Below are 22,965 nucleotides of genomic sequence, written 5' to 3'. Positions count from 1 at the left end.
GGAAACCAGCGAAACCGGTTCACGCGCCCACGTGGCCCGCAAGCCCGCCGCATCATTCTATGCATGCACGGCGATGCCTGCGTCGAGGCGCGCTGTTTTTTATACCGCGGCAGACCGCCACGAGATGCCTGAAAGGGTACGATGCGGCGCGGATGCGGCACAATACGCAAAAATACATAAGCGTTTGCCTCCGCTTGCCTGCGCCATGCCCGCTCTCGATTACCAGACTGCCTTCCACCTCGCGCCGCTCGGCCTCGTGCTGTCGCGCGACCGCGTGATCGAGGACTGCAACGACGCGCTCGCGTCGATCTTCCGCTGCGCGCGGGCCGACCTGATCGGGAAATCGTACGAGGTGCTCTACCCGTCGACGGACGAATTCCAGCGCATCGGCGAACGTATCGCGCGCGTGATGGCCGCGAACGGCATCTACTCGGATGACAGAATCATGAAGCGGGCGGACGGCGAGCTGTTCTGGTGCCACGTCACCGGCCGTGCGATCGACCGCACCGCCCCGCTTGCGGCGGGCGTGTGGACCTTCGAGGATTTGAGCGCGACGCGCCGGGTCGCCGTCGAACTGACCCCGCGCGAGCGCGAGATCGCCGCGCAGCTCGCGACTGGCAAGACCAGCAAGCAGATCGGGCGCGTGCTCGACATCAGCTCGCGCACGGTCGACATCTACCGTGCACGGCTGATGCGCAAGTACGGGACCAACAATACACCGGAGCTGCTGCAGCGCCTGCTCGGGCAGTGAGTGTCGGCGCCCGGATGACAATCGGCCGCACCGGGCGGCCGATTCGGGAAACAACGGGTATGGCGTGACGCCCCGGCGACCTTGTGCCGGCCCGGACTCGCCGACCCGACGCTCAGCCGACCTTCGCCGCGAGCGCGCGCTCGATCGTGTCGCGCAGCAACTGGGGCAGCGGCACCGACTTGCCGAGCGCGTAGTCGACCCACACGCAGCGCGCATTGCCGCGCGCATAGACATGCTGCGGATCGTCGGCGCGCGTCAGCTCGAAACCGGTATCGAAGCTGCTGCGGCCGGGTTTCGCAGCCGACATCTTCGCAATCACGTCGCCCGGATAGTGCAGCTGCTTGAGAAATTCCATCGACGCCGTGACGATGACGGGCCCCTGCCCCTCGCCGTTGCCGCCGGCGATGCCGAGCTCCTCGAACCACGAGATCCGCGCCTGCTCCATGTAGCGGAAATAGACCGTGTTGTTCACATGGCCGAACGCGTCCATGTCGCCCCAGCGGATCGGCATCGACATCTCAAAAACGGGGGAATAATCACTCATTGCAGTCTTCTTTGTTGCGGTATGTCGTCCGCTCAGGCGAGGCCGAAGCCGTCGTCGGCGGAGATAATCGAGCCATTGATGAACTGCGACTCGTCGGCCGCGAGCAGCAACAACAGCCCGTCGAGATCCTGCGGCTTGCCGACGCGCCGGCGCGGCAGCATCGACTGCAGCTTCTGGCCCTGCTCGGTTTCCCACAGATAATGATTGATTTCGGTATCGATATAGCCCGGACAGATCGCGTTGACGTTGATCCCGTGGCGCCCCCACTCGAGCGCCATCGCGCGTGTCATCTGCACGACTGCGGCCTTGCTCATCGCGAACAGCCCGATCTGCGGAAACACGCGCAGCCCGGCCACCGACGCGATGTTGATGATCCGGCACGGCGGCTTGCCGTTGCCGCTTCCGTTCGCGCGCATGATCATCCGCTTTGCGACTTCCTGCGCGACGAAAAACGCACCGCGCGTGTTGGTGTCGAATACGAACTCGAAATCCGCCGGCGTCACGTCGACGAGCTTCTGCATCGTCGAGACGCCCGAATTGTTCACGAGGATGTCGATCGTACCGGCTTCCGTCTCCGCGTGCGCGACCGCCGCCTTGATGCTCTGGACGTCGGTGACGTCGAGCGACACGACGTGCGCGGCGCCGCCCGCCGCCTCGATCTCGGCACGCAGTTCCTTCAGGCGCTCGACCCGACGGCTCGCGAGCACGACCTTCGCACCGGCCTGCGACAGCACCTGCGCAAAGCGCTGCCCGAGGCCGCTCGACGCGCCCGTGACCAGCGCAACCTTGCCTTCCAGATTGATCGACCGACCCATTTGCACTTCCCCTTTCGATATCGTTTCGCCGCCACGAGCAACATGGTTCGAGCGGCATTACCCTAGCACGAAAATAGAACGATCGTGCTAATCTAGCCGCATGCTGTTGCGGCAAGCGTTTCGTTTCGCAGACAATACGCTCCCGAATAAAAGCATTCTAACGGTTAGAGGAACGCCAATGACCCCCGCAAGCCTCATCGAGCAGTACGGCCCGCGCGAATCGATGGAATACGACGTCGTGATCGTCGGCGGCGGCCCCGCCGGGCTGTCGGCGGCGATCCGGCTCAAGCAGCTGGCCGCCGAGAAAGGCACCGAGATCGGCGTGTGCGTGCTCGAGAAAGGTTCCGAGATCGGCGCGCACATCCTGTCGGGCGCGGTGATGGACCCGCGCGCGATCAACGAACTGTTCCCCGACTGGAAGGAACGCGGCGCGCCGCTCGACGTCGAGGTGACGGAAGACCGCTTCCTGTTCCTGTCCGAGAAGAGCGCGGTCACCACGCCGAACTGGGCGCTGCCCGCCAACTTCCAGAATCACGGCAACTACGTGATTTCGCTGGGCAACGTCACGCGCTGGCTTGGGGCACAGGCCGAAGCGCTGGGCGTCGAGATCTTCCCGGGCTTCCCCGCTGCGGAGATTCTCTATAACGACGACGGCTCGGTCAAAGGCGTCGCGACCGGCAACATGGGCGTGGGCAAGGACGGCGAGCCGACCGAGAACTTCCAGCTCGGCATGGAGCTGCACGCGAAATACACGCTGTTCGCCGAAGGCTGCCGCGGCCATCTGGGCCGCCAGCTGATCTCGAAGTTCAAGCTCGACGCGAACGCGGATCCGCAGGCCTACGGGATCGGCATCAAGGAACTGTGGGAAATCGACCCGGCCAAGCACAAGCCGGGCCTCGTGATCCACACGGCCGGCTGGCCGCTGAAGTCGGATACGTACGGCGGCTCGTTCCTGTATCACATGGACAACAACCAGGTCGTGGTCGGCTTCGTGGTGGGCCTCGGCTACACGAACCCGTACCTGTCGCCGTTCGAGGAATTCCAGCGCTACAAGACGCACCCGTCGATCCGCGCGTTCCTGGAAGGCGGCAAGCGCGTGTCGTACGGCGCGCGCGCGATCACGGCCGGCGGGCTGCTGTCGCTGCCGAAGACGGTGTTCCCGGGCGGCGCGCTGATCGGCGACGACGCGGGCTTCCTGAACGCATCGCGGATCAAGGGCAGCCACGCGGCGATCAAGACCGGCATGCTGGCGGCCGACGCCGCGTTCGACGCGGTGCAGGCCGGCCGCCAGAGCGACGAGCTCAACGCGTATCCGGATGCCTTCAAGCAATCGTGGCTGTACACGGAGCTGTACCGCGCGCGCAACTTCAAGCAGTGGATGGCCAAGGGGCTGTACCTCGGCACGCTGATGGTCGGGCTGGAGCAGAAGGTGATGGGCGGCAACGTACCGTGGACGCTGCACCACAAACACGCGGACCACGAAATGCTGAAGCCCGCGTCGCAATGCCAGCCGATCGAGTATCCGAAGCCGGACGGCAAGCTGACGTTCGACCGGCTCTCGTCGGTGTTCATCTCGAACACGAACCACGAAGAGAACCAGCCGGCGCACCTGACGCTGAAGGATGCGAGCGTGCCGGTGAACGTGAACCTGCGTACGTACGCGGGGCCGGAGGCACGTTTCTGCCCGGCGGCCGTGTACGAGTTCGTGAAGAACGACGACGGCAGCGATCGCCTGGTGATCAACGCGCAGAACTGCGTGCACTGCAAGACCTGCGACATCAAGGACCCGACGCAGAACATCGTGTGGGTCACGCCGGAAGGCGGCGGCGGGCCGAACTACCCAAACATGTAATTGCCGGAATGCGCCGCCACGCGCGGCGCGCTTTTTGGGTTGCCGCAAACGAAACGGGGCGCTGCTTGATGCAGCGCCCCGTTTTGCATGCTCCGCGCAACTGGCGGCGAGACGCGCTGCGCCCCGCCCGCTCGCGTCAGGTCGCGCTGCCCGCGATCTTCGGCGTCGGCGTCTCTACATCGCCGCACTGCGCGCGATGGCGCAATGCATGGTCGATCAGCACCAGCGCGAGCATCGACTCCGCGATCGGCGTCGCACGAATGCCGACGCAAGGATCGTGGCGGCCGAACGTTTCCACCGTCGCTTCCTCACCGGCCTTCGTGATCGAACGGCGCGGCGTGCGGATGCTCGACGTCGGCTTGATCGCGATCGACACGGTGATGTCCTGCCCCGTCGAAATCCCGCCGAGCACGCCGCCCGCATGGTTGCCGACGAAACCGCCCGGCGTCAGCTCGTCGCCGTGCACCGAGCCGCGCTGCGCGACGCTGTCGAAGCCCGCGCCGATCTCGACGCCCTTCACCGCGTTGATGCTCATCATCGCCTTTGCGATGTCCGCATCGAGACGGTCGAACACCGGCTCGCCCCAGCCGACCGGCACGCCCGATGCGACGACGTCGATGCGCGCGCCGATCGAATCGCCATCCTTGCGCAGCGCATCCATGTACGCCTCGAGCTCCGGCACGACCGCCGCATTCGGCGAGAAGAACGGATTCTCGTGCACGTGCGACCAGTCGACGAACGGCACGTCGATCTCCCCGAGGCCGCTCATGTAGCCGCGCACCTCGACGCCGAAGCGCTCGCGCAGCCACTTCTTCGCGACCGCACCCGCGCCGACGATCGGCGCGGTCAGGCGCGCGGACGAACGGCCGCCGCCGCGATAGTCGCGGATGCCGTATTTCTGCCAGTAGGTATAGTCGGCGTGGCCGGGGCGGAACGTCTCGACGATGTTGCCGTAGTCCTTGCTGCGCTGGTCGGTGTTGCGGATCAGCAGCGCGATCGGCGTACCGGTCGTCACGCCTTCGAACACGCCCGACAGGATCTCGACCTCGTCGGCCTCCTGCCGCTGCGTCACGTGGCGCGACGTGCCGGGCTTGCGGCGATCGAGTTCGACCTGGATGTCGGCTTCGGTCAGCCCCATTCCCGGCGGGCAGCCGTCGATCACGCAGCCGATCGCGGGACCGTGCGATTCGCCGAAGGTCGTGACAGTGAAAAGCGTGCCGAGGGTATTGCCGGACATGATGGAACCGCCCAAAGAGAAATGGACAAACCGATGCGCTGCCCAGGCCGCAGGCAGGTCGATCGTTTGCCGGTCGAGAAAAGAGGTAAGCCGCTATTATGCCAGCCGTCCCGGGCACGCGGGCCGTGTGAACCGTTCGGACCATACCGGCCTGGCACGGGAACGGCCCGGGCGACGATTGCGGACCCGCGCCGTTCCGGTCGAACAAGCCCGTTCACGGCGGCCATGACGGCCCGGGGCGGCGCCGCCGGGCCCGCCCCGCCTACTTCCGCGCGCCGCGCAGTTCGGTGACTGCCGCCTGAAGCGCTTCGGGTGTCGCGACCGACGCCGGGATCGGCTCGCCGACCGCCAGCGTCAGCCGGCTCATCACGCCGCGCTTGATGGGCCGCGGCATCCGCGCATCGGAATGCCGCGAAAAATAGCTGCCCCACAGCCCGCGCAGCGCCATCGGGATCACCGGCGCCGGCGTGCGACCCAGAATCTCCGTGATGCCGTGGTGGAACGTGTTGATGTCGCCCGTCTTCGTCAGCTTGCCTTCCGGGAAGATGCACACGAGTTCGCCTTCCTTCAGCGCGGCCTCGCATGCGTCGTACGCACGCGCGAGCATCGCGGGATCCTCGTGGCGCGGCGCGATCGGGATCGCCTTCGCATGCCGGAACACCCAGCTCGCGAAGCGCGTCTTGAAGATCCGGTGGTCCATCACGAAACGGATCGGGCGCGGGCTCGCGGCGGCCAGCACGAGCGCATCGACATAACTGACGTGGTTGCACACGAGCACGGCCGCCCCTTCCGCCGGAATCCGCTCCGCGTGCACGAGGCGAATCCGGTAGAACGTATGCACGAGCACCCATGCGACGAAGCGCAGCAGGAACTCGGGCACGAGCAGATAGATATACGCGGCGACGATCACGTTCAGCAGCGCGGTGACGAGGAACAGCCCCGGGATGTCGACGCCGGCCTTGGTCAGCCCCATCGCCATCACGGCCGACAGGATCATGAACAGCGCGTTCAGGATGTTGTTCGCGGCGATGATCCGCGCACGGTGCGTCGGGGCGCTGCGGCTCTGGATCAGCGCGTACAGCGGCACGCTGTAGAAGCCGCCGAACATCGCGAGCAGGAACAGGTCCGCCAGGATGCGCCAGTGGCGCGCGCCGGCCAGGAACTCGCCGACCGACAGCAGATGGCCGGGCGACGGCAGCGCATGGCTCGCGAAATACAGCTCGATCGCGAACACGCTGATGCCGATCGAGCCGAGCGGCACGAGACCGATCTCGACGCGCCGCTGCGACAGGCGCTCGCACAGCAGCGAGCCGAGGCCGATACCGACCGAGAACGTCGCGAGCAGGATCGTGACGACGTCGGGGCTGGCGGACAGCACGTCCTTCGCGAAATTGAAGAACGACGTGAGGAACGTCGCGCCGACGAACCACAGCCACGAGATGCCGAGCAGGCTCAGGAACACGGTGCGGTTCTGCCGGGCGAGCCCGAGGTTGCGCCAGGTCTCGCTGACCGGATTCCAGTTGATCACGAGATCGGGCTGCGGCGCCGGCGTGGACGGCACGCGCTGCGCGACGAACCGCCCCGCGAGCGCGATGACGACGACGCTCACCGCGAGCACGCGCTCGCCGTTGCCTTCGATGCCCGCGGCCGCGCCGCCGATGATCGTGCCGATCAGGATCGCGATGAACGTGCCCATCTCGACGAGGCCGTTGCCGCCGACCAGCTCGTGCTCGCCGAGATGCTGCGGCAGGTACGAATACTTGACGGGCCCGAACAGCGTCGAGTGCATCCCCATCATGAACGTGCACAGATACAGCAGCGGCGCGCTGTGCGTGACGAAACCGGCCGCGCCGACCAGCATCAGCACGATCTCGAAGGTCTTCACGAAACGCGTGAGGGTCGCCTTGTCGTACTTGTCGGCGATCTGGCCGGACGTCGCCGAGAACAGCACGAACGGCAAGATGAAGATCGCGGAAATCAGGAAGGCCGCCGTCTTCGCATCGACGCCGGAGAACCGCGCGGTGTGATAGGTGACGAGCGACGTGAAGCCGATCTTGAAGACGTTGTCGTTCAGCGCGCCGAGGAACTGGGTCGTGAAGAACGGCGCGAAACGGCGCTCGCGCAGCAGGTCGAACTGCGACGCGTGCGCGCGCCGTTCGTCACGCCGCCTGGAAGTGGCTTGCGTTTGATCGCTCATGCGGAATACGCGCGCGCCGTCTGGGCAGCGCTGCGCGGGCCTCGTGTGGTCATTGAAAAAAAGGCGGCGCAGGACCCACCTGCGCCGCCGCGTGCCGGGTAGCGGCGCCCGCGCATGACGGCGACGGGCGCGGCATGGTTCACGACTTGTGCGCTTCGGCTTCCGATTCCGGCCAGTCGCGGATGTATGCCTTCAGCATCCGGTTCTCGAAGCTCTGCGCCTCGACGACCGTCTTCGCGACGTCGTAGAACGAAATGACGCCCATCAGCACCTTCTTGTCGAGCACCGGCATGTAGCGCGCATGGCGCTCGAGCATCATCCGGCGCACTTCGTTGACGTCCGTTTCCGGCGTGCACGTGAGCGGCTCGTCCATCACCTTGCGCACCTGCACGTCGCCGATCGCGCCGCCGTTCACGTGCAGACGCAGGATGATCTCGCGGAACGTCAGCATCCCGACGAGATCGCCGTACTCCATCACGACGAGCGAACCGATGTCGTGTTCGGCCATCGTATCGACCGCTTCGCGCAGCGGCTTATCGGGCGTCACCGTAAACAGCGTGTTGCCCTTCACTTTCAGAATATCGCTGACGCGCATCGTAGTCCCCTCATGCTTGAATGCAAAACCTCGTTCGATCGTATCGGAAAGCCTGTCAAAAGGAAAGCGCGGGCCCGCCGCGGCGGGCCGCCCCCGCTTGCGGAAGCGGACTGCCGGCAGCACAATGGCCCCATGAACAGCGGCCGGAGGAGACGTCCATGGCGCATACGCATTCGGAGCAATTCGCCAGCTTCGCCGATTTCTACCCGTATTACCTGAATGAACACCAGAACCGGACGTCGCGGCGGCTGCACTTCATCGGCTCGCTCGGCGTGATCGGCTGCGTCGCGATGGCGATCGCGACCGGCGACTGGCTGTGGCTGCCGGCAGCGATCGTCTGCGGCTACGGCTTCGCGTGGGTCGGACACTTCTTCTTCGAGAAGAACCGCCCGGCCACGTTCCGGCACCCGATCTACAGCCTGATGGGCGACTGGGTGATGTTCAAGGATATCTGTACGGGCAAGATTCCGTTATGACGCGGCCGGGCGCCGCGCTCACGCGGGGCGCGGCGGCCGCGCGTGCGGATCGGGCACGGCGCCCGGCGCCTGCCCCGGCATCGCCGTCGGCTGCGCACCCGCGAGCCGGTGCGCGGCGATCAGCGTCGCGAGCGACACGTCGAAGCGGTCGCTCGACAGCACCGCGAGCAACGCAGCGCCATCCACGTGGCTGCGGCGCCGCTGCAGCTGGTAGGTGAGTTCCGTGCGGTCGATCACCAGCACGTCGAACAGCTGCGCAAGCGTCAGCTGCTCCGGGTTCGCGAGCAGGATGTAGCGCGGCGTGGTCTCGCCGCCGCCGTCGAGCCGCGCAATCCATTCCCGCTCCTCCATCGTCGTCAGCAGGCGCTGCGCGGTTTCCATGTCGCAGCGCAACATGGTCGCGAGCCGCAGCGCCGTGTAGCCGCGCTTGCCGGCCGTGCGCGCCTCGGCCAGCCGCGCGAGCATTTCCAGCGCGTCGAGCAGGTCGCTGCCCGGGTAGTGGATGCGGTGGAACTGGCCGACGCGGATCGCCGGCAGCGCGGACGCCACCATCGCGCCGAGCAACGCGATGAACCAGCTCAGGTACACCCACAACAGGAACACGGGCAGCGCCGCGAACGCGCCATAGACGGCCGTATAGGTCGGAATGCGCCGCACGTAGTAGCCGAAGCCGCGCTTCGCGAGCTCGAACGCGACGGCCGCGAACAGCCCGCCGATCACCGCGTCGCGCCATGCAACCGTGCAGTTCGGCAGGTACACGTACAGCAGCGTGAACGCGAGCACCGTCAACGGCAGCGAGACGAGCGCGAGCAGCCACTCGACGATCGACGTGGACGGCGCGGCGCCCGTAAACGCCAGCGACTGCGTGAACAGGTACGACGAGATCGACAGGCTCACGCCGAACAGCAACGGGCCGAGCGTGATCAGCGCCCAGTACGCGAGCACGCGCTGCGCGAACGGCCGCGGCTTGCGCACCCGCCAGATCAGGTTGAACGCCGATTCGATCGTCATCATCGTCATCACCGACGTGACGACGAGCACGATCAGGCCGGCCGTCGTCAGCCCCTTCGCCTTCGACGCGAACTGGTTCAGGTACTTGAAGATCTGGACGTTGAACTGCGCGGGCATCAGGTGATCCGCGAGGAACCCCTGCAGCGAGATCTGGAACGACGCGAACATCGGGAACGCGGTGAACAGCGCGAACGCGACCGTCACGAGCGGCACGAGCGCCAGCATCGTCGTGAACGTGAGGCTGCCCGCCACTTGCGGGATGCGATCCTCGGCGCTGCGCCGGGCCGCGAACTGCGCGAGGCGCTTGATGGTGTCGAGATCGACGCTCAACTTCGGCAAACGACTTCTCCTTCTTGATGCCGCGCGCCCGACGGCGCGCCGCCGTCGCGCTGCGCGACGGCTTCAGCCCCTATAATAGCCGCTCGATTCCAGCAGGGGCCGACTGCACCGGGCACGCGCGCGGCCGCACGCGGCTCCGTCGCCCATGAAAGACATCCTCGTCCTCTATTACAGCCGCCACGGCGCCACGCGCGATCTCGCGCTCGCGATCGCGAACGGCATCGACAGCGTGCCGGGCATGCAGGCCCGCATCCGCACCGTGCCGCCCGTGTCGGCCGTCTGCGAAGCCACTGCCCCCGACATCCCCGCCGACGGCCCGCCGTACGCGGAACTGCGGGATCTCGAGGAGTGCGCGGGCCTCGCGCTCGGCTCGCCGACCCGCTTCGGCAACATGGCCGCCTCGCTCAAGTATTTCCTCGACGGCACCACACCGCAATGGCTGTCGGGCGCACTGACCGGCAAGCCGGCCTGCGTGTTCACGTCGACGGGCAGCCTGCACGGCGGCCAGGAATCGACGTTGCTGTCGATGATGCTGCCGCTGCTCCATCACGGGATGATGATCGTCGGGATCCCGTACACGGAATCCGCGCTCACCACGACGCGCACCGGCGGTACGCCGTACGGCGCGTCGCACGTCGCGCAGCACGATCGCTCGGCAGCCGCCGGGCTGTCGGCAGACGAAAAGGCGCTCGCGGCCGCGCTCGGCGTGCGGCTCGCGCGCGCGGCGGCCGCCCTGTCCAGCGCCCAGGCCGCCGAGACCGCATGAACGCCCCCGCCGTCGCGGCCCGGCCGCGCCACGCGCTGATCGCCACCGCGTGCCTCGTCGCACTGATCGCGCTGTCGCTCGCGTGGGAGCTGTGGCTCGCGCCGCTGCGCCCGGGCGGCTCCGCGCTGATGCTCAAGGCGATCCCGCTCGCGCTCGCGCTGCCCGGCGTCTGGCGGCGTAACATCTATACGATGCAGTGGGCGAGCATGCTGATACTCGTCTATTTCGCCGAAGGCGTCGTGCGCGGCATGTCCGATCGCGGGCTGTCCGCGACGCTCGGCTGGTGCGAGACCGCGCTCGCCGTCGTCTTCTTCGTGGCGGCGCTGGCGTACGTCGCGCCGTTCAAGCGCGCGGCGAAAAAGTCGCGCGCCGCGTCCTGACCCTTACGCGACAAGGTGATGATGTCCTCCGAAGCTTTCGTTTCCGCGTGCCGTGACGCGATCGGCACCGATCATGTGCTGACCGACCCGCACGATACCGAACCGTTCCTGACCGACTGGCGCCGCCGCTACAAGGGTGCCGCATGCGCGGTGCTGAAGCCCGCGAACACCGCCGAAGTCGCCGCGCTCGTCAAGCTGGCCAACGCACACGGCATCGCGCTCGTGCCGCAAGGCGGCAACACGGGCCTGGCCGGCGGCGCCACGCCCGACGCGAGCGGCAGCCAGGCCGTGCTGAGCGTCGCGCGCCTGAACCGCGTGCGCGCGCTCGACCCGCACAACAACACGATCACCGTCGAAGCCGGTGTGATCCTCGCCGACGTGCAGGCGCGCGCCCGCGAAGGCGGCCGGCTGTTCGCGCTGAGCCTCGCGGCGGAAGGCAGCTGCACGATCGGCGGCAACCTGTCGACCAACGCGGGCGGCACCGCGGTGCTGCGCTACGGCAACGCGCGCGAGCTGTGTCTCGGGCTCGAGGTCGTGACGCCGCAAGGTGAAATCTGGGACGGCCTGCGCGGGCTGCGCAAGGACAATACGGGCTACGACCTGCGCGACCTGTTCATCGGCGCGGAAGGCACGCTCGGGATCATCACGGCGGCCGTGATGAAGCTGCATCCGCTGCCGGCCGCGCAGGTCACCGCCCTCGCCGCGCTCGAATCGCCGCACGCGGCGCTCGATTTCCTCGCCCTCGCGCAGCGCGCGGCCGGGCCGCTGCTGACCGGCTTCGAGCTGATGTCGGACTTCTGCATGCAGCTCGTCGGCAAGCACTACCCGCAGCTGCGCTACCCGTTCGCGCAGACGCATGCGCAGACGGTGCTGCTCGAACTGTCCGACAACGAAAGCGAAGCGCATGCGCGCGCGCTGTTCGAGAAACTGATGGAAGAAGCGTTCGAGGCCGGGCTCGTGGTCGACGCGGTGGTCGCGGAGAATCTCGCGCAGTCGCGCGCGTTCTGGGATCTGCGTGAACACATCCCGCTCGCGCAGGCCGACGAGGGGCTCAACATCAAGCACGACATCGCGGTGCCGATTTCGTCGATCGCGCGCTTCATCGACGAGACCGACGCGGCGATCCAGCAAGCCGCGCCGGGCGCGCGGATGGTCACGTTCGGTCACCTCGGCGACGGCAATCTCCACTACAACGTGCAGATGCCCGAAGGCGGCGACCCGAAAGCGTTCCTGGCCACGTTCCAGGCGCCGATCAACCGGATCGTCTACGACAACGTGCATCGCCACCACGGCACGATCAGCGCGGAGCACGGCATCGGCCAGTTGAAGATCGACGACGCGCAGCGTTACAAGTCGCCGGTCGAAACGACGCTGATGCGCACGCTGAAGACCGCGCTCGATCCGCGCGGCCTGATGAATCCCGGCAAGGTCCTGCGCTGAAGCCGTCCACTCCGGAGCCACACCCGTGAAAGTCCGCGTCCTGTCCGACCTGCATCTCGAAAGCAACCTGCCCGACGCGATCCCGCATGCCGACGCGGATCTCGTCGTGCTCGCCGGCGACATCCACAATCACGCGGAAGGCCTGCGCTGGGCCGCCGAAACGTTCGATCCCGCGGTGCCGGTGATCTACGTGCCGGGCAACCACGAGTACTACGACGGGGAATTCGGCGCGCTGGAGTCGGCAATGCGCGATGCGGCGCAGGCGCTCGACAACGTGCATTACCTGAACAACGACGTCTACGTCGATCCCGGGCAGCGCTACCGCGTGCTCGGCACGACGCTCTGGGCCGATTTTTCGCTGTTCGGCGCCGACGAAGCCAGCCTTGCCGGTTCGATCGAGGCCGGGCAGCGCGTGATGCTCGATTTCAAGGGATTGATCCAGGTGACCTGGCCGCACGATGCGGCGCTGCATGCGACGCCGGGCACGCCGGAGCGGGATTTCTCGCCGGCGGACGCGATCGCGCTGCATCGACGCAGCCGCGCATGGCTCGAAGCGCAGCTCGCCACACCGTTCGCGGGCCAGACGATCGTCGTGACCCACCATGCGCCGCACCGGCGCTCGCTGGCGGAGCGCTATGCGGAAGATCTTGCGTCGGCGGGATTCGTAACGGACATGGCGGAGCTCGTGCAGCCGCCGGTCAATCTGTGGCTCCACGGCCACACGCATACGTCATTCGACTATGTGGCGGACGGCGGCACGCGCGTGGTGTGCAACCCGCGCGGCTACATCCACAGGCGCACCGGCGAACTGGAAAATACCGCGTTCGCATGGGACAAGGTCGTCGAGCTCGGCTGAACGCCGGCCCGCGCGGCCGCGTTGCGCGGCCTTTTTCAACCCGGAGCGTGACGGCCGGATCAGCGGCCGGGGCGGCGTTGCTCGCGCACCCGCACCGGCACCGGCTTCATCTGCGCCTTCGCCTTCATCGCGCGCAGCAGGTCGCGGGTCGCCGCGGCGGCCGCGGCCGCGCCCAGCAGGACTCCAAGGCCGATCATCAGGTGCGTATCCATTGCTACTCCGGGGTTGCGTATCTCGTTAATTCCCACAGTATCAAACTGTCTGACACGCGTTCGTAAAAAAATGTTGCGTGAAGGACAAATCTCGTCAGATCGCGGTCAACCGCGCTGTCATGTCGCACGCGTGTACTGCTCGAGCGCGGCTTCGTCGGCGGCGAGCGTGGCCGGCAGTTCGTCGCGCAGGAAATCGACCCAGGTGCGAATTTTCGCGTCGAGGTACTGGCGCGACGGATACAGCGCGTAGATGTTCATCACGTGCGACCGATACTCGGGCATCACGCGCACGATGTGCCCGCTGCGCAGCCAGCCGATCGCCGAATAGAGCGGCAGGCCGCCGATCCCCATCCCTTCCCGCACGGCCACCGCGAGCGCCTCGGCGACGTTCACGCGAAACGGCGGCGCCGTGACCGGCACGACCTCATCGCCGTTCGGCCCCGACAGCGCCCATTCGTCGAAGTGAAAGCCCGGCGCGATCATCCCGAGGCACACATGCTGCGCGAGGTCGGCCGGCCGCTGCGGCACGCCGTGCGACTCGACATACCCGGGCGATGCGCACACGACGCTGTAGCTCACACCGAGCCGCTGCGACACGAGCCCCGAATCGGGCAGGTCGCGGCCGACGACGATCGCGACGTCATACCCCTCGTCGAGCAAATCGGGCATCCGCTGCGCAAGGGTCAGCTCGACGTGCACATCCGGGTAGCGCTCGCGATAGCGCGCGATGGCCGGCACCAGGTAGTGCTGGCCGAGGCTCGTGAAGCAATGCACCTTCAGCTTGCCCGACGGGCGCGCATGCGCGTCGCCCGCCTCGGCTTCGGCCTGGTCGACATACGCGAGGATCTCTTCGCAGCGCTGCAGGTAGCGCTCGCCGGCTTCGGTCAGCGCGATCCGGCGCGTCGTGCGGTTCAGGAGACGCGTGCGCAGGTGCGCCTCGAGGTCCGAGACCGCGCGCGACGCGTAGGCGGTAGTCGAATTCATCTGCTGGGCGGCCGCGGTAAAACTTCCCGCGTCGACCACGCGGACGAACACCCGCATGTTTTGTAACGTATCCATCCCATTACCCGTTTGAATCCGGACGGATTGTTGCACAGAGGCGAACAAGTATTGTCTCAGGATTCGTAAAAATGACTTGCACCCTTGTCCATTTATTCAGGAATCACTGAAAAATATAATCGCATCCGACTCATCTATATCCGAAAGGGAGAAAATCGTGCAGTCTCCGGCGACAAAAGGGACGCTCGCACTGGCGGTTCTTGCAGTCTCATTAATAATGGCCGGATGCGCGAGCATGGGCGACAACAAGCCGCAGTCGGCCCGCATCGAGGCGAACGCGCTCGATGCCGGCGCTGCGATCCGCGCGGCCGACCGTGACGCGGGCTGGCCCGCGGCCGACTGGTGGCGCGCCTACCGCGATCCGCAACTCGACGCCTGGATCGCCAACGCCCAGGCCGGCAACCCGACGCTCGCGGCCGCCGAGGCACGGGTACGCGAAGCGCAGGCGATGGCGCGCGTGGCCCGCTCGGCCGAGCTGCCGCAGATCAACGGCAACCTGTCGCTGATGCGCCAGCACTGGCCGGACAACGTGTACTACGGCCCCGGCCCGCTCGCGAACACCGATACCTGGAACAACACCGGCACGCTCGGCCTGTCGTACCACCTCGACCTGTGGGGCAAGGACAAGAACGCGACCGAGCGCGCGCTCGACACCGCGCATGCAACCGCCGCCGACGCGCGGGCGGCCAAGCTCGAGCTCGAAGTCAACGTCGTGCGCGCGTACGTCGGCATGTCGATGAACTACGCGTTGCTCGACCTCGCGCACGAAACGTTCGAACGCCAGCGCTCGCTCGCCGATCTGGCGCGCAAGCGGCTGCAGGCCGGCCTCGGCACTCAGCTCGAAGTGAGCCAGGCGGAATCGACGCTGCCCGATTATGAGCGCCAGATCGACAGCTATGAGGAAGCGATCCAGCTCGCACGGCATCAGCTCGCCGCGCTGGCCGGCAAGGGCCCCGGCGCGGGCGATGCGATCAAGCGGCCGCAGCTGTCGCTCGACGCACCGGCCGGCCTGCCGTCGGCGATGCCGGCCGACCTGCTCGGCCGCCGCCCCGACGTCGTCGCGGCGCGCTGGACGGTCGACGCGCAGGCGCGCGGCATCGATGTCGCGAAGGCGTCGTTCTACCCGAACATCGACCTGCTCGCGACGGTCGGCGGCTTCGGCGTGACCGCGCCGTTCACCGACTTCCTGCGCGCGATGAACGGCGGCTGGACGGCCGGCCCCGCGCTGTCGCTGCCGATCTTCGAAGGCGGCCGGCTGCGTGCGCAGCTCGGCGCGGCCAATGCCGGCTACGACCAGGCAGTCGAGCGCTACAACCAGACGATCGTCGGCGCGCTCAAGGACATCGCCGACCAGGTCGTGCGGATCCGTTCGCTCGATACGCAGAAGAAGGACGCCGCACGCTCGGTGGCCGCCAACGACCGCAGCTACCAGCTGTCGCGCGAAGGCTTCCGCCGCGGGCTGACCGACTACGTGAACGTGCTGGTCGCGCAGCAGCAGTTGCTGCGTGCGCAGGAAACGGCCGCCCGCATCGATGCGGAACGCCTCGCCGCGCACGCGCAGTTGATGGCCGCGCTCGGCGGTGGGGTCGAGACGGGTACGGACGTTCGGGGCGGCCATCCGTCGCACGACGAATCCGCCGCGGGCGCAGCCGCGCCTGCCGCCGCGTCGGGCGCGAAGCCCGTGGCAGCCGTCGCCCGGCCCGCGCAGGTGGCCGCCGCCGGTGCGTCCGGCGTGCCGGCCGCACGGTAACGCGGAGCGACGCCATGTCAGCCTCCTCCCCCGCTTCCACGCACGCCGGCGGCCCGTTCGCGGCCTGGACCGCCGCGTTCGGCGACTGGGCCCGTACCGACGGCGCCGCGTGGCTCTATCTGTTCAAGGCGCTGCTCGCCGCGTTCATCGCGACCGGCGTGTCGATGCGGCTCGACCTGCCCGCGCCGAAGACGGCGATGACCACGGTGTTCATCGTGATGCAGCCGCAAAGCGGCGCGGTGCTCGCGAAGAGCTTCTACCGCGTCGCCGGCACGATCTTCGGGCTGATCGCGACGCTCACGTTCGTCGGGCTGTTCCCGCAGCAGCCGCAGCTGTTCCTGCTGGCCATCGCGCTGTGGATCGCGCTGTGCACGGCCGGCGCCGCGCGCAACCGCAACTTCCGCAGCTACGGCTTCCTGCTCGCCGGCTATACGACCGCGCTGATCGGCCTGCCCGCGTCGCAACACCCGGACGGCGCCTTCATGAGCGCGATGACGCGCGTGTCCGAGGTCATCATCGGGATCGTGTCGGCCGGCGTCGTCAGCGCGCTCGTGTTTCCGCAGTACACGGGCGAGCAGATGCGCACGACGGTCCGCAAGCGCTTCGGCAGCTTCGTCGACTATGTCGCGTCGGCGCTGTCGGGCCAGCTCGACCGCGCGCACATCGAGACCATCCACACGCGCTTCGTCGCCGACGTGGTGGGCTTCGAGGCCGCACGCAGCATGGCGGTGTTCGAGGATCCCGGCACGCGCATGCGCAGCGGCCGCCTCGCGCGGCTGAACAGCGAGTTCATGAGCGCGTCGAGCCGCTTCCACGCGCTGCACCAGCTGATGAACCGGCTGCACGCGGCCGGCGCGCAGGCCGCGATCGACGCGATCGAACCGTACTTTCGCGAGATCGCCCCGCTGCTGCTGACGCCCGCCGGCGAACCGGTGCGCACGTCGACCGACGCGGGCCACGCGGCCGGGCAGTTGCTCGCGTGGCGCGACGCGCTGCCGCGCCGCATCCGCGCGACGCGCGCTGCGCTCGAAACGCAGCCGGGGTTTCCGCTGCTCGACTTCGATACGGCCGCCGAGCTGCTGTACCGCTTCATCACCGACCTGCACGAGTACGCGGCCACCTACGCGTCGCTGTCGACCGCGACGCACGAACGCGAACGCTGGATCGAGCGCTACGAGCCGCGCACCAATGCGACGGCGATGGTGATCGCGGCGATCCGCACGGCGACCGTGATCCTGGTGCTCGGGTGGTTCTGGATCGAGACTGCGTGGCCGAGCGGCGTGACGATGACGCTGACGGCGGCGGCGACCTGCGCGCTCGCGTCGTCGACGCCGCGCCCGACCGCGATGTCCGCGCAGATGGGCATGGGCACGGCGCTCGCCGTCTGCACCGGCTTCGTGCTGATGTTCGGCATCTATCCGCACATCGACGGCTTTCCGCTGCTGTGCGTGGCGCTCGCGCCGCTGCTCGCGATCGGCATCTACATGACGCTGAAGCCGAAGCTTGCCGGGTACGGGATGGGCTACCTGATTTTCTTCTGCTTCCTCGCCGGCCCGGACAACATCACGCACTACGACCCGACGGGCTTCATGAACGACGCGCTCGCGCTCCTGCTGTCGATGCTGGTATCGGCGATCGCGTTTGCGGTGCTGTTCCCGCCGACCGCACCGTGGCTCAAGAAGCGGCTGTTCGCCGACCTGCGCCACCAGGCCGTCGCGGCCGGCCACGCGCGACTCGCGGGCTTGCGCACGCGCTTCGAAAGCGGCGCGCGCGACCTGATGTACCAGGCGCACACGCTGTCGGCCGACCAGCCGGACGTGCAGCGCGACGCGCTGCGCTGGATGTTCGCGGTACTCGAAACCGGCAACGCGACGATCGACCTGCGTCACGAGCTCGCGACGCTGCCGCCCGACCCGCGCTATGCGCCCGCGATGCCGTGGCGTCGCGCGATCGAGACGATGCGCACCGCATTGTCGGCGCTGTTCTCGAAGCCGGCCGCCCAGCGTTTCGATGCGGCGCTCGCCGCCACCAACGCGGCGATCGACGCGACCCGACAAACGCTCGACGCGGTCGAGCCGACGCGCGACGAACGCCACCGGCTGCAGCGCATCCTGAGCCACCTGCATTTCGTGCGCACGGCGCTGCTCGATCCCGAATCGCCGCTCGCCGCGCTCAACCGCAACCGCCCCGTGCGTCCCCAACCAGGAGCCTCGTCATGATGCCGCGTGAAATCGCCATTCTCGATGCCTACATGCCCACGGTGGTGCTGATGTTCGTCCTCGGCGCGCTCGCGACCTGGGCCGTCGACCGCCTGCTCGCCTACACGGGCCTCTACCGACTCGTCTGGCACCCGTCGCTGTTCCGGGCCTGCCTTCTCGTCTGCATTTGCGGCGGACTGAGTCTTGCCGTTTACCGTTGATTCCGAACCATCATGATTCTCAGAAAACTCTTCGGCTTCGTCGCGACCGCCGTCATCCTTCTCGTCGCGATCCTGATCGGGCGCTCGCTGTGGGTGCACTACATGGACGATCCGTGGACGCGCGACGGGCGCGTGCGCGCCGAGATCGTCAACGTCGCGCCGGACGTGTCGGGCGCGATCGTCGAGCTGCCCGTGCATGACAACCAGCTCGTCAAGAAAGGCGACCTGATCATGCAGATCGACCCGTCGCACTACCAGATCGCGGTCGAGCAGGCGCAGGCGGCCGTCGCCGCCCGCCGCGCGGAACTGCAGATGCGCCGCGACGACGCGGCGCGCCGCGCGGATCTCGATGCGCTCGTCGTGTCGAAGGAAAACCGCGAGAACGCCGCGCACAGCGCGTCGAGCGCCGATGCGCAGTACCAGCAGGCGATCGCCGCACTCGATGCCGCGAAGCTCAACCTCGAGCGCACGCGCGTCGTCGCGCCGGTCGACGGCTACATCACGAACCTGCAGACCTTCAAAGGCAACTATGCGGTGGCCGGCCAGGCGAAGCTCGCAATCGTCGACAGCCATTCGTTCTGGGTCTACGGCTACTTCGAGGAAACCAAGCTGCCGCGCGTGAAGATCGGCGCGCCGGCCGAGATGCGGCTGATGAGCGGCGGCGTGATGAAAGGCCACGTCGAAAGCATCTCGCGCGGCATCTACGATCGCGACAACCCGCAGAGCCGCGATCTCGTCGCGGACGTGAACCCGACCTTCAACTGGGTGCGGCTCGCGCAGCGCGTGCCGGTGCGCATCAAGATCGACGACGTGCCGGCCGACGTGGTGCTGTCGGCGGGCACGACCTGCACGGTCATCATCGATCCGGACAAGCAGAAGAAGTCCTAAGCGCCGGATGGCCGGCGGCGCTTACGCGGCGATGCGGAAACGCCCGACCAGCGACTTCAGCGCCTGCGCCTGCTCGTCGAGCGCATTCGCGGCCGCGGCCGCCTGTTCGACGAGCGCCGCGTTCTGCTGCGTGCCGGCATCCATCTGCGTGACCGCACGGCCGATCTCCTCGATGCCGGCGCTCTGCTCGTCGGATGCCGCCGAAATCTCGCCGATGATGTCGGTCACGCGCTTCACCGCGCGCACGACGTCGCCCATCGTGCGGCCCGCATCGTGCGCGAGCGTCGCGCCGTTCGCGACGCGTTCGACCGATGCACCGATCAGCTCGCGAATCTCCTTCGCCGCGGTCGCCGAGCGCTGCGCGAGCAACCGCACCTCGCCCGCGACCACCGAAAAACCACGCCCCTGTTCGCCCGCGCGTGCGGCCTCGACCGCCGCATTCAACGCGAGAATGTTGGTCTGGAACGCGATCCCCTCGATCGTGCCGATGATGTCGCGGATGTTCTTCGCGCTGTCGTCGATCTCGCTCATCGTCGCCACCACACGCCCGACGACTTCCCCGCCCGTCTCCGCGACCGCCGACGCATTGGCCGCGAGCGCGCTCGCCTGCCGCGCGTTCTCGGCGTTCTGGCGTACGGTCGACGTGAGCTGCTCCATGCTGGCCGCGGTGCGTTCGAGCGCGACGGCCTGCTGCTCGGTACGCTTCGACAGGTCGAGGTTGCCGGTGGAGATCTCGCCCGACGCCGCCGCGATCGCCTCGGCGCTGACGGCGATCTCGCCGACGGTCGCCGCGAGCCCGGTCTGCATCTCGGCCAGCGCACGCACCATGCTGTCGCGGTCGTGCCGGCCCAGCGTGATCGGGCGCGTCAGGTCGCCGCGCGCGATGTCCGCGGCGATTGCCTTCGCGTGCGCGGGCTCGCCGCCGAGCTGCGACGCGAGACGGCGCACGACGCGCTCGGCGATCACGATCGCGAGCACGATCAGCGCAACCGTCATCGCCGCGATCATCGCGAACGACGACGAGAAAATGGTGGCGGACGCATCGAGCGTCGCCTTCGACTTCGCGCCGCGCGTCTTCACGAGTTCGGCGACGAGTTTCTCGAGCTTGCCGGTTTCGACCAGCAGCGACACGTCCTGCGTGCCGACCTGCCAGTTCATCTGCGACAGGTCGAGCGGCTGCGCACGCACGAGTTCGACGAAATCGCGCAGATGCGCGCTCCAGGTGCCGACCGCCGTCGAGAACGCGTGCAGCCGCGCCGAATCGTCGGCGTCGGCCGGATCCGCGTAGCGCTGCAGCGTGCCGAGCGCCTGGCCGATCGACGCGAGCCCCGCACCCACGTCGGCGCCCAGTTCGTCGCGCTCCTTCGCGGTGGTCGCGGTCAGCAGCATCTTCTGGGCACGGCTCGCGCGCAGCACTTCGGCCCGAACCTCCGCGGCCGCGCGGCTCGCGACGTGGCCCTGCTCGTAGACCGACGCGATCGACGCATTCAGCCGGCTGATCTGCCAGAGCGAAAACATGCCGATCGCCAGCGTGCCGGCGAGCAGGATCGCGAAGGCGGCGCGCAACGTCGCCTTGACGGTCCACGGCCGGCGCTCGCGACGCGCCACGCGCAGGCGCCGTGCGGCGCGGCCGGCGGCAACGTCGGGGGCGGCGGCGGCCGCACCCGGCTGTGGATGCAAAGATGCTGCTTTCATCGAACTATCCCCGTATTGATCACGCGGCCGGAAAGGTCGGTCCCGGCATTCCCGCGATGGCTGGCCTTGCCGCGCGTCCTGCGCCCGCACCGGCGGATAGCCGGTGCCGGGCGCGGCGCGCCTGTTGTCATTGGGTCGTTCTACGGCCGCCACCGCCGTTTCTTGAGTCCGGGAAACCACGCACCGGCCCCGGGCGCGCCCTCCCATGACGGGCAGGCGCGCCGCCAGCGTTATACCCGGTCAAAAAAACGCGCACCTGACGATCCATCAGATGAATGTCCGATTCACGATAAAAGTTGTCCGGACATTCTCGATACGCCACATTACACTTCTTTGACGCAGCAACGAATCAAGACGCGCCAATCCCCAGCAGAGCGCGCCCGCCACCTCAACTCGTTCAGCTCTCACATGGAAACCAGCCTCGACACCGGCTCCGCCGGCGCAGCCGCCGCCCAGCCATCCACGCCCCCCGTCGCCCGCACCGTGTACCCGGTGCTCGGCGCGATCAGCTTCTCGCACATGCTCAACGACATGATCCAGTCGTTGATCCTCGCGATCTATCCGATGCTCAAGAGCCAGTTCGCGCTGTCGTTCGCGCAGATCGGCCTGATCACGCTCACCTACCAGATCACCGCGTCGCTGCTGCAGCCGCTCATCGGCCTCTATACCGACAAGCGTCCGAAGCCATATTCACTGCCGGTCGGCATGGGCTTCACGCTCGCGGGGCTGCTGCTGATGTCGGTCGCGCCGAATTTCCCGATGCTGCTGGTGGCCGCCGCGCTCGTCGGCTGCGGCTCGTCGGTATTCCATCCCGAGTCGTCGCGCGTCGCGCGGATGGCGTCGGGCGGCCAGCACGGGCTCGCGCAGTCGGTGTTCCAGGTCGGCGGAAACGCGGGCTCCGCGCTCGGGCCGTTGCTCGCCGCGCTCGTGATCATTCCGCACGGCCAGCACAGCATCGCGTGGTTCTCGGCGGCCGCGCTCGTCGCGATGATCGTGCTCACGCAGATCGGCCACTGGTACAAGAAGCATCCGTCGATGAAGAAGAAGGCCGCGGCGGCCGGCCACCCGACGCTGTCGCGCGGCCGCGTGCTGGGCGCGATCGGCGTGCTGGTGCTGCTCGTGTTCTCGAAATACTTCTACCTCGCGAGCATCAACAGCTATTTCACGTTCTACCTGATCGACAAGTTCCACCTGTCGGTGCAGGCCGCGCAGATCCACCTGTTCGTGTTCCTCGCGGCCGTGGCGGCCGGCACGCTGATCGGCGGGCCGGTGGGCGACCGGATCGGCCGCAAGTACGTGATCTGGGTGTCGATCCTCGGCGTCGCGCCGTTCACGATGCTGCTGCCGTACGCAAACCTGTTCTGGACCAGCGTGCTGACCGTGATCATCGGCGTCGTGCTCGCGTCGGCGTTCGCCGCGATCCTCGTCTATGCGACGGAGCTGATGCCCGGCAAGGTCGGGATGGTCGCGGGCCTGTTCTTCGGCTTCGCGTTCGGTCTCGGCGGGGTCGGCGCGGCCGTGCTCGGCCAGCTCGCGGACGCGACGAGCATCCCGTTCGTCTACAAGGTGTGCTCGTTCCTGCCGCTGATCGGCGTGCTCACCGTGTTCCTGCCGAACCTCGAAAGCAGCCGGCGCAAGCAGGCGTGACGCACCGGCCGCGGCGTGCGCGCCGCGGCCGGTGGA

The 22,965-nt window shown here is 67.7% G+C and carries 21 protein-coding genes; 12 read left to right on the top strand and 9 right to left on the bottom strand.

Going from position 1 to position 22,965, the window contains the following annotated elements; genetic code table 11:
• The first annotated feature begins 205 nt into the window (after window positions 1–205).
• Complete coding sequence (locus tag CFB40_RS07825; protein WP_089425197.1) at window positions 206–751, top strand: LuxR C-terminal-related transcriptional regulator; 546 nt, start codon at window positions 206–208, stop codon at window positions 749–751.
• A 112-nt stretch (window positions 752–863) separates the two neighbouring features.
• Here the strand turns inward: CFB40_RS07825 and CFB40_RS07820 are convergent, their stop codons facing one another.
• Window positions 864–1,295 carry an acyl-CoA thioesterase gene (locus tag CFB40_RS07820; RefSeq protein ID WP_069247799.1) on the bottom strand — a complete coding sequence of 144 codons (432 nt, stop codon included), beginning with the start codon at window positions 1,293–1,295 and terminating at the stop codon, window positions 864–866.
• A 32-nt stretch (window positions 1,296–1,327) separates the two neighbouring features.
• On the bottom strand, window positions 1,328–2,110 hold the full coding sequence (locus tag CFB40_RS07815; RefSeq protein WP_089425196.1) for an SDR family oxidoreductase: 783 nt from the start codon (window positions 2,108–2,110) through the stop codon (window positions 1,328–1,330).
• 178 nt (window positions 2,111–2,288) lie between these two features.
• Between CFB40_RS07815 and CFB40_RS07810 the strand changes: the two genes are divergently transcribed.
• Window positions 2,289–3,962: an electron transfer flavoprotein-ubiquinone oxidoreductase gene (locus tag CFB40_RS07810; protein ID WP_089430981.1), complete on the top strand. Its 1,674-nt coding sequence runs from the start codon at window positions 2,289–2,291 to the stop codon at window positions 3,960–3,962.
• A 136-nt stretch (window positions 3,963–4,098) separates the two neighbouring features.
• Here CFB40_RS07810 and aroC read toward each other — a convergent pair whose 3' ends face one another.
• From aroC to CFB40_RS07795, 3 genes are all read right to left on the bottom strand, one after another.
• Window positions 4,099–5,199 carry a chorismate synthase gene (gene aroC, locus CFB40_RS07805; protein WP_089425194.1) on the bottom strand — a complete coding sequence of 367 codons (1,101 nt, stop codon included), beginning with the start codon at window positions 5,197–5,199 and terminating at the stop codon, window positions 4,099–4,101.
• 262 nt (window positions 5,200–5,461) lie between these two features.
• Entirely contained in the window at window positions 5,462–7,396 is a 1,935-nt protein-coding gene (locus CFB40_RS07800; protein WP_089430980.1) for an MFS transporter, read from the bottom strand.
• 139 nt (window positions 7,397–7,535) lie between these two features.
• A complete protein-coding gene (locus tag CFB40_RS07795; RefSeq protein WP_006755543.1) occupies window positions 7,536–7,991 on the bottom strand; it encodes a CBS domain-containing protein in 456 nt (151 codons plus the stop codon).
• 158 nt (window positions 7,992–8,149) lie between these two features.
• On the opposite strand from CFB40_RS07795, the gene CFB40_RS07790 reads away from it, so the two are divergent.
• Window positions 8,150–8,467 (top strand): Mpo1-like protein, encoded by a 318-nt coding sequence (locus tag CFB40_RS07790; protein ID WP_039347312.1) that lies wholly within the window; start codon window positions 8,150–8,152, stop codon window positions 8,465–8,467.
• An 18-nt stretch (window positions 8,468–8,485) separates the two neighbouring features.
• Here the strand turns inward: CFB40_RS07790 and CFB40_RS07785 are convergent, their stop codons facing one another.
• Window positions 8,486–9,817 carry a YihY family inner membrane protein gene (locus CFB40_RS07785; RefSeq protein ID WP_089425192.1) on the bottom strand — a complete coding sequence of 444 codons (1,332 nt, stop codon included), beginning with the start codon at window positions 9,815–9,817 and terminating at the stop codon, window positions 8,486–8,488.
• A 145-nt stretch (window positions 9,818–9,962) separates the two neighbouring features.
• On the opposite strand from CFB40_RS07785, the gene wrbA reads away from it, so the two are divergent.
• From wrbA to CFB40_RS07765, 4 genes are read left to right on the top strand one after another with little or no spacing between them, the layout of a single operon-like run.
• Complete coding sequence (gene wrbA / locus CFB40_RS07780) at window positions 9,963–10,583, top strand: NAD(P)H:quinone oxidoreductase (protein WP_089425191.1); 621 nt, start codon at window positions 9,963–9,965, stop codon at window positions 10,581–10,583.
• Window positions 10,580–10,963: a DUF2069 domain-containing protein gene (locus CFB40_RS07775; RefSeq protein ID WP_089430979.1), complete on the top strand. Its 384-nt coding sequence runs from the start codon at window positions 10,580–10,582 to the stop codon at window positions 10,961–10,963. Before wrbA ends, CFB40_RS07775 begins: the two co-directional genes overlap by 4 nt.
• 18 nt (window positions 10,964–10,981) lie before the next feature.
• Window positions 10,982–12,403 carry an FAD-binding oxidoreductase gene (locus CFB40_RS07770; protein WP_089430978.1) on the top strand — a complete coding sequence of 474 codons (1,422 nt, stop codon included), beginning with the start codon at window positions 10,982–10,984 and terminating at the stop codon, window positions 12,401–12,403.
• Window positions 12,404–12,428: 25 nt separating this feature from the next.
• Entirely contained in the window at window positions 12,429–13,259 is an 831-nt protein-coding gene (locus CFB40_RS07765) for a metallophosphoesterase (protein ID WP_089430977.1), read from the top strand.
• A 59-nt stretch (window positions 13,260–13,318) separates the two neighbouring features.
• Here the strand turns inward: CFB40_RS07765 and CFB40_RS38580 are convergent, their stop codons facing one another.
• Together CFB40_RS38580 and CFB40_RS07760 are read right to left on the bottom strand one after the other, a co-directional pair.
• Complete coding sequence (locus CFB40_RS38580) at window positions 13,319–13,471, bottom strand: hypothetical protein (RefSeq protein ID WP_163008969.1); 153 nt, start codon at window positions 13,469–13,471, stop codon at window positions 13,319–13,321.
• Between the two features lie 117 nt (window positions 13,472–13,588).
• Window positions 13,589–14,530: a LysR family transcriptional regulator gene (locus CFB40_RS07760; RefSeq protein ID WP_089425187.1), complete on the bottom strand. Its 942-nt coding sequence runs from the start codon at window positions 14,528–14,530 to the stop codon at window positions 13,589–13,591.
• Between the two features lie 157 nt (window positions 14,531–14,687).
• Here CFB40_RS07760 and CFB40_RS07755 point away from each other — a divergent pair, with 157 nt between their 5' ends.
• The 4 genes from CFB40_RS07755 to CFB40_RS07740 are packed head-to-tail and all read left to right on the top strand — an operon-like array spanning window position 14,688 to window position 19,587.
• Window positions 14,688–16,280, top strand: coding sequence for an efflux transporter outer membrane subunit (locus tag CFB40_RS07755; RefSeq protein ID WP_089430976.1), 1,593 nt, complete (start codon window positions 14,688–14,690; stop codon window positions 16,278–16,280).
• A 14-nt stretch (window positions 16,281–16,294) separates the two neighbouring features.
• Window positions 16,295–18,499 carry an FUSC family protein gene (locus CFB40_RS07750; RefSeq protein ID WP_089430975.1) on the top strand — a complete coding sequence of 735 codons (2,205 nt, stop codon included), beginning with the start codon at window positions 16,295–16,297 and terminating at the stop codon, window positions 18,497–18,499.
• Window positions 18,496–18,699, top strand: a complete 204-nt coding sequence (locus CFB40_RS07745; protein WP_011351756.1) for a DUF1656 domain-containing protein — start codon at window positions 18,496–18,498, stop codon at window positions 18,697–18,699. The genes CFB40_RS07750 and CFB40_RS07745 overlap by 4 nt, the downstream gene beginning before the upstream one ends.
• A 12-nt stretch (window positions 18,700–18,711) precedes the next feature.
• Window positions 18,712–19,587, top strand: a complete 876-nt coding sequence (locus CFB40_RS07740; RefSeq protein WP_011351755.1) for an efflux RND transporter periplasmic adaptor subunit — start codon at window positions 18,712–18,714, stop codon at window positions 19,585–19,587.
• Window positions 19,588–19,608: 21 nt separating this feature from the next.
• Here CFB40_RS07740 and CFB40_RS07735 read toward each other — a convergent pair whose 3' ends face one another.
• Window positions 19,609–21,282, bottom strand: a complete 1,674-nt coding sequence (locus CFB40_RS07735; protein WP_089425184.1) for a methyl-accepting chemotaxis protein — start codon at window positions 21,280–21,282, stop codon at window positions 19,609–19,611.
• 408 nt (window positions 21,283–21,690) lie between these two features.
• Here CFB40_RS07735 and CFB40_RS07730 point away from each other — a divergent pair, with 408 nt between their 5' ends.
• Complete coding sequence (locus CFB40_RS07730; RefSeq protein ID WP_089425183.1) at window positions 21,691–22,929, top strand: MFS transporter; 1,239 nt, start codon at window positions 21,691–21,693, stop codon at window positions 22,927–22,929.
• Window positions 22,930–22,965 lie beyond the last annotated feature (36 nt).

The sequence above is a fragment of the Burkholderia sp. AU31652 genome (genome assembly GCF_002223155.1).
In the GTDB taxonomy this organism is placed as follows: domain Bacteria; phylum Pseudomonadota; class Gammaproteobacteria; order Burkholderiales; family Burkholderiaceae; genus Burkholderia.
The sequence above is the reverse complement of the archived record's forward strand: the minus strand, read 5'-3'. Positions and strand labels throughout refer to the sequence as shown.